Origin of the sequence: Cryobacterium sp. Y82 (assembly GCF_002929495.1) — a bacterium.
Taxonomy (GTDB): domain Bacteria; phylum Actinomycetota; class Actinomycetes; order Actinomycetales; family Microbacteriaceae; genus Cryobacterium; species Cryobacterium serini.
This window is the reverse complement of sequence record NZ_PJJJ01000037.1, coordinates 376,158-389,166: the sequence shown is the minus strand read 5'-3', so window position 1 is coordinate 389,166 and position 13,009 is coordinate 376,158. Positions and strand designations below refer to the sequence as shown.

Below are 13,009 nucleotides of genomic sequence, written 5' to 3'. Positions count from 1 at the left end.
TCGCAGCATCCGCTTTTTTGAAACGACAGCACCAACGGAGAACCCCATGAGCCAGAACCCCACGCCAGCCTCGAACGACGAAGGCTTGTCCGACGCGGAGATGAACGAGCAGAAGGCTGTGCGCCTCGGCAAGCGGGACCGCCTGAACGCGGCCGCTGCGAGCCCGGCCGGCGGCGCGTACCCGGTATCGGTTCCGGTCACGCACACCATTCCGGCCGTGCGCGCCGAATTCGGCCAGCTCGAAGCGGATGCCACCAGCGGCGTTACCGTGGGACTGGCCGGCCGCATCGTGCACCTGCGCAACACCGGTAAACTGTGCTTCGCGAGCCTGCAGAGCGGCGATGGCACCCGCATCCAGGCCATGGTCTCCCTCGCCGCGGTCGGCAATGAATCCCTCGCCGCATGGAAAGACCTCGTCGACCTCGGTGACCACATGTTCGTGGCCGGCGAGGTGATCTCGAGCCGCCGCGGTGAGCTGTCGATCATGGTCACCGACTGGAAGGTCGCCGCGAAGGCCCTGCTTCCCCTGCCCAACCTGCACTCCGAACTGAGCGAAGAGACCCGGGTGCGCAGCCGCTATCTCGACCTGATCAGCCGGGAACAGGCCCGCACCAACGTGCTGTCCCGATCCAAGGCGGTGGCGAGCCTGCGCCAGACGTTCACCAGCCTTGATTTCATCGAAATCGAGACTCCGATGCTGCAAACGATGCACGGCGGGGCATCCGCCCGGCCGTTCCAGACCCACAGCAACGCCTTCGACACCGAGCTGTTCCTGCGCATCGCACCCGAACTGTTTTTGAAGCGGGCCGTGGTCGGCGGCATCGACCGCGTCTACGAGATCAACCGCAACTTTCGCAACGAGGGCGCCGACTCCACGCACTCGCCCGAGTTCGCGATGCTCGAAGCCTATGAGGCTTACGGCGATTACAACTCCATCGCTGATCTCACCCAGAAGCTGATTCAGGATGCCGCGTTCGCGATCGCCGGATCACACGTGGTGACCTGGGCCGACGGCACCCTGTTCGACCTTGGCGGCGACTGGGATCGCATCGGCATGTACGACAGCCTGTCGGCCGCCGCCGGCGTCACGATCACCGCCGAGACGCCCCTCGCCGACCTTGTAGCGCTCGCCGCCCGTGAGGGCATCGAGATCGACCACCCTATACACGGCAAGTACGTCGAAGAGCTGTGGGAGCACTTCGTCAAGGGCGACCTGGTGCGCCCGACGTTCGTCATGGACTTTCCCATCGACACCAGCCCGCTCGTGCGCGGGCATCGATCGGTGGCAGGCGTCGTCGAAAAGTGGGACCTCTACGTGCGCGGCTTCGAACTGGCTACCGGCTACTCCGAGCTGGTGGACCCGGTCGTGCAGCGCGAACGTTTCGTCGAACAGGCGAGCCTCGCCGCTGGGGGAGACCCGGAGGCCATGCGCCTCGACGAAGAATTTCTGCGCGCACTCGAATACGGTATGCCGCCGACCGGCGGAATGGGTATGGGCATTGACCGCATGTTGATGGCACTGACCGGCCTGGGTATTCGTGAGACGATTCTCTTCCCCCTGGTGAAATAATGAGCTATCTGCCCGACGATGAGTTGAAACCAAACAAGGGTGGGCGCAAGCCGCCATCCATGAACCGAATCGCCATTTGGGTGATCATCAGCGGCGTCGGCGTCTACTACCTCGGAAGCGGCATCGTTGGGCTCCTCAGCAAGTAGCAGCTCTCCCAGCCTTTGCGCGTAAGCTGGCACGGTGATTGAGGACTTTTGGGGTAACGCGATTTTTTCGGTTGTGCCTACCATTGCGCTTGGCCTGATGTTCTGGTTGATGCTGCGCTCAATCCTGCGCGCTGATCGCACTGAACGTAAGGTGTACGCCCAAATCGAAGCGGAAGAACGAGCCCGACTCGGTCTCGACAAACCGGTCACCTAAGTTCGATGTTCGGCATCGACGGCCTGTCCATCACCGTTCTGCTGGCTTTGATTGTTGACTTTTCCATTCGCGTGGTGGCCATTATCGTGGTCCCGCGCAACCGTCGTCCAATGTCAGGCATGGCCTGGCTGCTGACCATTTTTTTCATTCCGTATCTCGGAGTGCTGCTTTTTTTGCTGATCGGCTACCGTACCTTTCCGAAGAAGCGCCGACTGATGCAAGATGAAATTAACAGGTTCATTCTCGAAAGCACCGAGGGAATGGACCTGGTGCGGCGCGACCATCCGTGGCCGGGCTGGCTCGAATCGGTCGTTGAACTCAACCGCAACCTGGGAGCGATGCCGCTGGTCGGTGACAATACCGCGAGCCTGATCAACGACTATCAGGGCGCCTTCGACACCATGATCGCCGACATCGATCTGGCCAAGAAATACGTGCACGTCGAGTTCTACATTCTCTCGCTCGACCCCACGACCGCGCCGTTTTTTGACGCGCTGGAGCGTGCACACCAGCGCGGCGTGAACGTGCGCGTGCTGATGGATCACATTCAATCGATGCGCAAGCCCGGCTTTCACCAGACCAAGAAATATTTGACGGATGCTGGCATTCCGTGGCGACTCATGCTCCCGGTGCAGCCGTTCCGGGGTAAATGGCAACGACCAGACCTGCGCAACCACCGCAAGCTGCTGATCATCGACGGCTCGGTCGGCTTCATGGGATCGCAGAACATCATCGACCGCACCTACAACATGCGGCGCAACATTCGGCGGGGTCTGATGTGGAAAGACTTCATGACCCGGCTGGAAGGGCCAATCGTGTCCGGGCTGGGCGCGATCTTCATCACCGACTGGTATAGCGAAACCAACGAGCTGCTCACGCGTGACATTGAGCCGGTGCATCCACGGCCGGTGACCGATGCCCTCGACTGCCAGGTGGTACCGAGTGGCCCCGGGTTCAAGGGTGAGAACAATCTGCGGTTGTTTCTCGCGTTGCTCTACTACGCGCAGGACCGAATCGTCATTACGAGTCCGTACTTTGTGCCGGACGAATCGATCATGTACGCCATCACGACGGCCGTGCAGCGTGGGCTGCAGGTGGAGCTTTTCGTGTCGGAGATCGGCGACCAGGCCGTCGTCTATCACGCTCAGCGTTCGTATTACGAGGAGTTGTTGACCGCTGGAGTGCGCATCTACATGTACAAGGCGCCCTACATTCTGCACGCAAAGCACTTCACCATCGACGATGAGGTCGCTGTCGTCGGGTCGAGCAATATGGACCAGCGCTCGTTCAGCCTCAACATGGAGGTCTCGCTCATGGTGCGCGGGCGATCCTTCGTGCGCAAACTGCGCGTCATGGAAGACGAGAACCGCTTGAACAGCCGCGAGCTGACCCTTGAGGAGTGGCGCAAGCAGCCGCTGCGCTCCACGATCCTCGACAACCTTGCCCGGCTGACCTCCGCGGTTCAGTGACAACCGGCTTGCGGGGGCCGCGGATGGGGGCGAGGCATAGCATCCGTCACGCCTACGGCGAACAAACGCCCGGAAGCGGCGCAGGCTGGCTACTCTCAATGTAACGGCACCAACTGCCCTGGCGCCAAGGGAGCGATCACATGTTTGAAAGATTTACCGACCGAGCTCGTCGCGTCGTCGTTTTGGCCCAGGAAGAGGCCAAGATGCTCAACCACAACTACATCGGTACCGAGCACATTCTGCTCGGGCTGATTCACGAGGGTGAAGGCGTCGCCGCGAAGGCTTTAGAGAGCCTCGGCATCTCGCTGGACGCCGTACGCGAGCAGGTTCAGGACATCATCGGCCAGGGGCAGCAGCAGCCCACCGGCCACATCCCCTTCACGCCGCGTGCGAAGAAGGTTCTCGAGCTGAGCCTGCGCGAAGCGCTGCAGCTCGGCCACAACTACATTGGAACCGAGCACATTCTGCTCGGACTCATTCGCGAGGGTGAGGGCGTCGCCGCGCAGGTTCTCGTCAAGCTCGGCGCCGACCTCAACCGCGTGCGCCAGCAGGTCATCCAGCTCCTCTCCGGTTACCAGGGCAAGGAGCAGGTGCAGGTCGGCGCCAACGAGCAGGCGGCCAACACGGCCGGCAGCCAGGTGCTCGACCAGTTCGGTCGCAACCTCACCCAGATGGCCCGCGACAACAAACTCGACCCGGTCATCGGGCGTGAGAAAGAAATCGAGCGGGTCATGCAGATCCTCTCGCGTCGCACCAAGAACAACCCCGTCCTGATCGGTGAGCCCGGAGTTGGCAAGACCGCCGTCGTCGAGGGCCTCGCCCAGGCCATCGTCAAGGGCGATGTGCCCGAGACGCTCAAGGACAAGCAGCTCTACTCGCTCGATCTCGGCTCGCTCATCGCCGGCAGCCGCTACCGCGGTGACTTCGAAGAGCGCCTGAAAAAGGTCACCAAGGAGATCCGCACCCGCGGCGACATCATCGTCTTCATCGACGAAATCCACACCCTCGTGGGTGCCGGTGCCGCCGAGGGCGCAATCGACGCCGCGTCGATCTTGAAGCCGCTCCTCGCCCGTGGTGAGCTGCAGACTATTGGTGCGACCACCCTTGACGAGTACCGCAAGCACTTCGAGAAGGATGCCGCCCTCGAGCGCCGCTTCCAGTCGATCCAGGTCGACGAGCCGTCGCTGCCGCACACCATCAACATTCTCAAGGGACTGCGCGACCGGTACGAGGCGCACCACAAGGTGTCCATCACCGACGGTGCACTCGTGGCCGCGGCAAACCTCGCCGACCGTTACGTCTCCGACCGGTTCCTGCCCGACAAGGCCATCGACCTGATCGACGAAGCCGGTGCCCGCCTGCGCCTCTCGATCCTCTCAAGCCCGCCCGAGCTGCGTGAATTCGACGAGAAAATCGCCGTGGTGCGTGCCGCCAAGGAACTCGCCATCGAAGAGCAGGACTTCGAGAAGGCCGCCGGCCTGCGCGACGAGGAGAAGAACCTCCTCGGCGAGCGTCTGCGCCTTGAGAAGAAGTGGAAGTCCGGCGACGTCAAGACCACCGCGGTCGTCGACGAAGGCCTGATCGCCGAAGTCCTGGCCCAGGCCACCGGTATTCCGGTGTTCAAGCTCACCGAGGAAGAATCTTCGCGGCTGGTCTTCATGGAGAAGGCACTGCACCAGCGCGTCATCGGTCAGGAAGAGGCCATCTCGGCGCTCGCCAAGACCATCCGTCGCACCCGTGCTGGCCTGAAGGACCCGAAGCGTCCCTCCGGTTCGTTCGTCTTCGCCGGCCCCACCGGCGTTGGCAAGACCGAGCTCGCCAAGGCGCTCGCCGAGTTCCTCTTCGATGACGAGGCCGCCATGATCTCGCTCGACATGAGTGAGTACGGCGAGAAGCACACCGTGTCGCGACTGTTCGGTGCGCCTCCCGGGTTCGTCGGCTTCGAAGAGGGCGGCCAGCTCACCGAGAAGGTGCGTCGTAAGCCGTTCTCCGTGGTGCTGTTCGATGAGATCGAGAAGGCTCACCCCGACATCTTCAACTCCCTGCTGCAGATTCTGGAAGAGGGACGGTTGACGGATGGCCAGGGTCGCGTGGTCGACTTCAAGAACACCGTCATCATCATGACCACCAACCTCGGCACCAAGGACATCTCGGGTGGACCCGTCGGCTTCCAGCTGGAAGGCGACAGCACCACCGGGTACGAGCGCATGGCCGGCAAGGTGAAGGACGAGCTCAAGAAGCACTTCAAGCCCGAGTTCCTCAACCGCGTGGACGAGATCATCGTGTTCCCGCAGCTGACCAAGCCCGAGTTGCTGCAGATCGTCGACCTGTTCATCAAGCGTCTCGGTGTGCGTCTGCTCGACCGTGACATGACCGTCGAGGTCACCGTCCCGGCGAAGGAACACCTGATCGAGGTCGGCTTCGACCCAACGCTCGGTGCTCGGCCGCTGCGTCGTGCGATCCAGCGCGAGGTAGAGGACCGGCTGTCGGAGAAGATCCTGCAGGGCGAGCTCAACGCCGGTGACCACGTGCACGTGGACTACGTCGACGGCGAGTACATCTTCACCACAACGACCAGGGTTGACCCGGTCGGCGTGGGAGTGAACACGTCCGCCGCGATCGGAACCGGTCCGGCCACCCCCGACCTGGCCATCACCAGCGACTAGAAGTTTCGAAGAAAGAGGCCCGGCAGATTCGTCTGTCGGGCCTTTTCTGTGCCCGGGGCGGCCGTGCGTTCGCACAACTCCTGCAAATTCTGAAGCATCGGGTCAAGTTCCGCGTCTTTCCAGGAGTTGCCGGTTGAAGCGAACACGAATTGCAGGAGTTATGCGCGGGGAGAGTCGGCGGTAGGGGGATCAATAGACTGGAGGAGTGAATTTAGAAACGGGATACACGGTACGCCGCGCCCGCACGAGTGACGTGCCCGGCATCGAAGCGCTCGTCGAACCGCTCGTGCAGCAGCGCATCCTGCTCGGCAAGGACCGTGTCGTGTTCTACGAGGCGGTGCAGGAATTTCGGGTGGCCGTTGACTCTTCAGGGAAGCTGATCGGCTGCGGCGCCCTCCACGTCATGTGGGAGGACCTCGGCGAGGTGCGCACCCTTGCCGTGGATGCGAACTGGCTCGGCCGCGGCGTCGGCTACACGATGATGCAACGCCTCGAAACGGATGCCCAAGACCTCGGCCTCAGCCGACTGTTCTGCCTCACCTTCGAGGTGGGCTTCTTTGCTCGCAACGGTTTCAGCGACATGGGCACCGAAACCGTCGACCCGGCCGTCTACGCCGAACTCGTGCGCTCGCCCGATGAGGGTGTGGCCGAGTTTCTCGACCTGGCTCGGGTGAAGCCGAACACCCTCGGAAACACCCGGATGGTGAAGCGCCTGAACTAACGAATTTCGCTCGGATCGGCCGGATCGGGTATTAAACAGTGCTCAGACGAGCAAAGTACGCGGTGTTTACCCCCCGGACATGGGCCGTCGCTAGGCTGCGATCAATTGCACCCGCCAATCCGTGGGCCGGGAGATCTATCGCTAGCACGGCCCCAGGTGTAGTGACACGACCTAGGAATGAGGAGATCCATGTCATCCGCCGTTCGCCGCCGCTCCAGGCTGGTTTTCGCCACACTTCTCGGGGTGAGCCTCGCGGCCGCTCCGATCATTGCCCTACCGGCCAGCGCTAACACCGCCGGCACCGGAGTCCTCATCAATGAGGCGTACCTGAACGGGGGAAGCTCGGGCGCGACCTACCTGAACAAGTTCGTCGAGCTTTACAATCCGACTGCCGACGACGTGTCGCTCGACGGCACCTCGATTCAATATCGCTCGGCCAACGGATCGTCGAACCCGACCGGGGTCGTCGCCCTGACCGGCACGATTGCCGCCGGGGGACACTACCTCGTGCAGGGCAGCTCGAACGCGGCCAACGGGGCCACCCTGCCCACGGCAGATGCCTCCTTTGGAACCTCTTTCGCCGCCGCAGCCGGCACGATCTTCTTCGCCAACCAGTCCACCGCGCTCACCGCCCCCGCAACCGGGTCGCTCACCGGGCAGACCCAAATCCTCGACCTGATCGGCTACGGAACGTCGAACACTTTTGAGGGGACGGCCGCAGCCGCTGCATCCGTCACCACCTCGGTGAATCGCACGGCCTCTGCTGACACTGATGTCAACTTCGCCGACTTCAGTTCGAAGGCGCCCACGCCAACGAATACAGCCGGTGACACGGGAACCCCGGTTGGTCCGGACCCAGATCCCGACCCGACGCCGGTGCCCGACGCCCTGACAGCGATCAATGCGATCCAGGGCACGACCGATGCGAGCCCGCTCGCCGGAACCGTCGTCAAGACCTCCGGCGTGGTCACGGCCGCCTACCCGACGGGTGGCTTCGACGGGTTCTACCTGCAGACCGCTGGTACCGGTGGCCAACTGGATCTCGCCAGCCACACTGCTTCGCACGGCGTTTTCGCATACTCCAACTCGGCACAGGCCGACGTACAAATCGGCGACCACGTGCAGGTCGTGGGCACCGTCGTGGAATTCTTCGGAATGACGGAGGTGACCTTCGGGACCGCTAGCGACGTCATCCAACTCACTAACCCTGCTGTCGCGGTAGCACCGGCTACAGTCCTGTTGCCGACCAGCGAGGGACAGCGGGAAACCCTCGAGGGCATGCTGCTCGCCCCGCGGGGTGACTACACCGTCACCAATAACTACACGACTAACCAGTACGCCGAGATCGGCCTCGCCGCCGGAACGACACCGCTTGTGAACCCGACGGTCACGGCACTGCCGGGCTCGGCCGAATACCAGGCCGCCCTCGCCGAGAATGCCGGCCGCGCGGTCACCCTCGACGATGGGGCCACGACCAACTACCTCGCCGCAGCCAACCAGGGCAGCCCGGTTCCGTACTTGTCGACGACCGCTCCGGTGCGCATCGGCGCCGCGGTGTCGTTCCTGTCACCGGTCGTCTTCGACTTTCGCAACGACGCCTGGAAAATGCAGCCGACCACGGCCCTCGTCGCGGGCAACGCCGCGACCGTGCAGCCGGTGACCTTTGCCGACACCCGCACGAGCGCGCCGGAAGACGTGGGCGGGGACATCCGCCTGGCGAGTTTCAACGTTCTGAACTATTTTTCCACCACCGGGGACACGCTCGACGGCTGCCGGTATTACAACGACCGGGCCGGCGTGCCGACCACGGTGAGGGGCGGATGCGACGCCCGCGGCGCCGCGACCCAGCTCAGTTTCGAACGCCAGCAGGCCAAGATCGTCTCGGCCATCAACACACTCGACGCCGACGTGGTGTCGCTCGAAGAGATCGAAAACTCAGCCGCATTCGGCAAGGACCGCGACGACGCCCTCGGCAACCTGACCGCGGCGCTCAACACAGCTGCGGGCAGTGACGTCTGGGCGTTTGTGGCCTCGCCGGCGGCGCGTCCAGCTAGTGAAGACGTCATTCGCACCGCGTTCATCTACAAGCCGGCCCTCGTTGAAACGGTGGGGGAGTCGGTCATTCTGACCGAATCCATCGCGTTCAACGGTCGCGCACGCGAACCGCTCGCACAGGCATTTGCGTTGGTCGGCGATGAGGAGAGCAGCTTCCTCGCCATCGTCAACCACTTCAAATCGAAGGGGTCCGGCACCGGGGACAACGCCGACCAGGGCGACGGGCAGGGCGCCTCCAACCCGACGCGGGTCGAGCAGGCCACGGCGCTCGTAGCCTTCGCCGATCAGATGAAGGCCGATTCCGGCATTGACCGGGTTTTTCTCACCGGTGACTTCAACGCCTACGACCGTGAAGATCCCATGCAGGTGCTGCTCAAGGCCGGCTACATCAACCAGGGCAACAAGAGCGGCGAGTACACCTACGCCTTCGGCGGCACGGTCGGCTCACTCGACCACGTGTTCGCTTCGCCCGAAGCGGATGCCACGGTGAACGCCGTCGACGTCTGGAACATCAACTCCGTCGAATCGGTCGCCCTCGAGTACAGCCGCTACAACAACAATGTGACCGACTTCTACGTCGCCGATGCCTTCCGGTCCTCAGACCACGACCCGGTTATCCTCGGGCTCAACCTCGCGGCCCCCACCGCGATCGAGCTCAATCTGCTCAACATCAACGATTTCCACGGACGCATTGATGCGAACACCGTCAAGTTCGCCGGAACCATTGAGCAGCTGCGGGCCGAGTACGGCGACGCGAACTCACTGTTCCTTTCCGACGGCGACAATATCGGCGCCTCGTTGTTCGCGTCGGCGTCGCAAAATGACCGGCCCACCATTGACGTTCTCAACGCCCTCGACCTCGCTGCCTCCGGCGTGGGCAACCACGAGTTCGACCAAGGCTTCGCTGACCTCACCGGCCGGGTGGCCGACGCGGCCGACTTCGACTATCTCGGAGCGAACGTCTACAACTCCGGCACGGAAACGCCCGCGATGCAGGAATACGCACTGCTCGATGTGGCCGGCATCACCGTGGGTGTAATCGGGGCGGTCACCGAAGAGACCCCCGCACTCGTATCACCCAACGGAATCGCGACCCTGAGCTTCGGCGACCCGGTCGCAGCTGTCAACCGAGTGGCATCTCAACTGACCGACGGCGACCCGTCTAACGGTGAAGCGGATGTGCTGATCGCCGAGTACCACGAGGGCGCGGGCGCGGGAATCCCTGACGGCGCAACGCTCGAGCAGGAGCTCGCCGCCGGCGGAGCCTTTGCGAGCATCGTGAATGACACAACGCCTGCGGTCGACGCGATCTTCACCGGCCACACGCACAAGCAGTACGCGTGGGACGCGCAGGTCCCCGGTGCGGCTGATGGCGTGACGCGTCCCGTGCTGCAGACCGGCAACTACGGTGAGAACATCGGACAGGTTGTGCTCAGCTACGACATCGCCTCGGGTGACACGACCACCGTGACCAACCGCAACGTAGCCCGCTCCACCGTGCCCGATGCCGACCTCGTGGCCGCCTACCCGCGCGCTGCTGAAGTTCAAGCAATAACGAACGCCGCGCTGGCGGAGGCTGCGATCCAGGGCAACGTACCGGTGGGGTCGATCACCGCCGATATCACCCGAGCCTGCATCGGCGGAGTCGCCCCGTGCGCCGAAAACCGCATGGCGCCCTCTTCTATGGGCACCCTCGTCGCAAACTCGCTGCGCGAATCCTTGGCTGACCCCGCTATCGGTGGTGCCGAGATCGGCATCGTCAACCCCGGTGGTATGCGTGCCGACCTCTCACGCGCTCCCGACGGTGTCGTGACGTATGCCGAGGCGAACGCTGTGCTGCCGTTCCTGAACAACCTGTGGACGACAAGTCTTACCGGCGCACAGTTCAAGACCGTTCTCGAACAGCAGTGGCAGACCAACGCAGACGGCACGATTCCGAGCCGTCCGTTCCTGCAACTCGGCCTGAGCGACAACGTGAATTACACCTTCGATGCCGCTCGTGCCGCGGGGGACCGTGTGACGGGCATCTGGATCGACGGGACGCAGCTCGATCCGGCACAGTCATATCGCATCGGTTCGTTCAACTTTCTACTCACCGGCGGCGACAATTTTCGCGAGTTCAAGAATGGAACGGACACGCGCGACTCCGGCCTCGTCGACCGGGACGCCTGGATTTCCTACATTCAGCACAACAGCCCGCTGTCGCCGTCGTTTAAGGCAAACCAGGCCTCGATCACCGGGGGCCCAACGGCACCGGTCAATCCGGGTGACACTCTCACCCTCACGGTCGGAAGTCTCAACCTCACCTCGCTCGGCGCTCCGAAGAACACGCAACTCGCGCTGAAGTGGTCGGGGACTGACGTGGGTACGGCATCCGTTGATTCGACGGGTACGGCCACCGTGACCGTTACAGTCCCGGCCGACGCGGTCGAGAACAGCCTGCTGGAGATGACAGCCGTCGATTCGGGTACCACTGTGCGGCTGGCCGTCGCGGTGGCTGTAACTGCCGAGCCGGGCGAGGCGCCCACGGCTGCCTCGGCGAAGGAGCTGACGAAGAAACTCAAGGCCGCGATCGACACCGACCAGAATTCGTATCGCGCCGGCGACAGGGTTGTGGTCGAGGTCGGAATGAAGCACGCCGGGCAATATGTGTCGGTGTGGGCCTACTCCAAGAAGAAGGCCGACGACCTCGGTGGCTGGTTGCTCGTGAACGCCGAGGGCACTGTGAGCGTCACTCTCGCCGACGACGTCAAGCACGGCCGATACAGCGTTTCCGTGCAGAATGCGAGCGGTGACGTGATCGGTTGGACCGACGTCAAAATCGACCACCCCAGGAAGCCGCTGAAGAACGGACTTCGCTAGCCCCGTGGTTGTCAGGGTCCGTCCGCACGCCTTCGATTGCGGGCGGGCCTTGGATTCTTCCGGCATCAATTGCTGCCGACACGCACACCATTACCGGGTTCTGGCACCGTCTTCAATAACCTTGGGGCATGTCGACGATCAAGCAATCGGTCGGCCGCCAGTCCAGCAAGGTGTACCGGCGCCGGCGTTTCCTAGTGGGGCTCGGGCTTCTGGCCGTGCTCGTCATTCTCTTCCTCATCATCGTGCAACCGGGAGCAAGCAAGGGCGACGCAGACGCCCCGAAATCACCTGCCGCCGCCGGGGCCAATTCGGCCGCACCGACGGATACCGCCACCACGATTCCCGAGACGGCCACCGCCGTCGCCGGCGCTGCCTGCGACCCATCGGCCGTAGAGGTCGCGGCCGTTACCGACGCGACCAACTACGCGGCGGACGCGCTGCCGCAGCTATCGCTGAGCCTGAATAACATCGGAACCACCGACTGTGTCATCAACGCCGGAAACGCCAGGCAGGTGTTCACCGTGATGAGTGGCACGGACGTTTACTGGACCTCGACGGACTGCCAGACCAACCCGATCGACGCCCAGGTAACCCTCAAGCCCGGGGTCGTCATGCCCCTCGCTGCCGCGATTACCTGGGATCGCACGCGCTCGACCGTTGACACCTGCGCAGCGGAAGCCCGTACTGCGGTTCCGGCTGGCGGAGCGTCGTACTACCTGCACGTGACCGTGGACGGCATCGAAGCGGCCGACCCGGCGCTGATGATTCTCAACTAGGGTTTGCGCTGAGGTATCCGTTCGCTCGTGGCGTGTGCTGCCAGCTGGGCGTGCACGGCCGCGGCTGATTGAATGAGTGAGTGACCGATACGACTGCCAACACCCGTTCCGAGGCGCTCGCCGCCGCACTGGCGGCCCAAGACGTCGTCGCCGTCGCCTATGCGCTGCGCAACGATTACATGATCGTGCCTCAACTCGTTGTCAACGGCGAGGCAGCACAGGTGCGTGTCTTTGGCCGCGAAGGCTCCGACAAGCGGATGCTGCTGCTCTTCTCCGCGGCGGAGAACTACGTGCGTGTGGTTCCCGATGACATCAACCCGCAGGTTATGGTCTGCGATGGCCAGTGGTTGCGGGAGTTTCTCACCGTGCACGCCTCGACATTGGAAATGGTCTTCTTCGATATTGCCGGGCCAAATGTAATGCAGGCGGCTCCGGCCGACCTGCTGAAGGCGCTGAGCCCGCAGCTCGGCGAGGGCGACACCGAATAACGATCGAGCGTCTGTATCGCGCGTTCAGCGGGTCACCGACCC

The 13,009-nt window shown here is 63.2% G+C and carries 9 protein-coding genes; all 9 read left to right on the top strand.

Annotated elements, in window-relative coordinates:
• The first annotated feature begins 46 nt into the window (after window positions 1-46).
• Window positions 47-1,570, top strand: coding sequence for a lysine--tRNA ligase (gene lysS / locus CXY70_RS17110; protein ID WP_104193508.1), 1,524 nt, complete (start codon window positions 47-49; stop codon window positions 1,568-1,570).
• The gene (locus tag CXY70_RS17910; RefSeq protein ID WP_158251014.1) at window positions 1,570-1,716 is read left to right on the top strand and encodes a hypothetical protein; all 147 of its coding nucleotides are present in this window, start codon (window positions 1,570-1,572) and stop codon (window positions 1,714-1,716) included. Before lysS ends, CXY70_RS17910 begins: the two co-directional genes overlap by 1 nt.
• A 34-nt stretch (window positions 1,717-1,750) precedes the next feature.
• Complete coding sequence (locus CXY70_RS17105) at window positions 1,751-1,930, top strand: hypothetical protein (RefSeq protein WP_104193507.1); 180 nt, start codon at window positions 1,751-1,753, stop codon at window positions 1,928-1,930.
• A gap of 5 nt (window positions 1,931-1,935) precedes the next feature.
• Window positions 1,936-3,399: a cardiolipin synthase gene (gene cls / locus CXY70_RS17100; RefSeq protein WP_104193506.1), complete on the top strand. Its 1,464-nt coding sequence runs from the start codon at window positions 1,936-1,938 to the stop codon at window positions 3,397-3,399.
• A gap of 140 nt (window positions 3,400-3,539) precedes the next feature.
• Window positions 3,540-6,065: an ATP-dependent Clp protease ATP-binding subunit gene (locus CXY70_RS17095; protein WP_104193505.1), complete on the top strand. Its 2,526-nt coding sequence runs from the start codon at window positions 3,540-3,542 to the stop codon at window positions 6,063-6,065.
• Window positions 6,066-6,270: 205 nt separating this feature from the next.
• Entirely contained in the window at window positions 6,271-6,786 is a 516-nt protein-coding gene (locus CXY70_RS17090) for an amino-acid N-acetyltransferase (RefSeq protein WP_104193504.1), read from the top strand.
• Between the two features lie 189 nt (window positions 6,787-6,975).
• A complete protein-coding gene (locus CXY70_RS17085; RefSeq protein ID WP_104193503.1) occupies window positions 6,976-11,703 on the top strand; it encodes an ExeM/NucH family extracellular endonuclease in 4,728 nt (1,575 codons plus the stop codon).
• 128 nt (window positions 11,704-11,831) lie between these two features.
• Window positions 11,832-12,479, top strand: coding sequence for a hypothetical protein (locus CXY70_RS17080; protein ID WP_104193502.1), 648 nt, complete (start codon window positions 11,832-11,834; stop codon window positions 12,477-12,479).
• An 80-nt stretch (window positions 12,480-12,559) separates the two neighbouring features.
• A complete protein-coding gene (locus CXY70_RS17075) occupies window positions 12,560-12,967 on the top strand; it encodes a dehydrogenase (protein WP_104193501.1) in 408 nt (135 codons plus the stop codon).
• Window positions 12,968-13,009 lie beyond the last annotated feature (42 nt).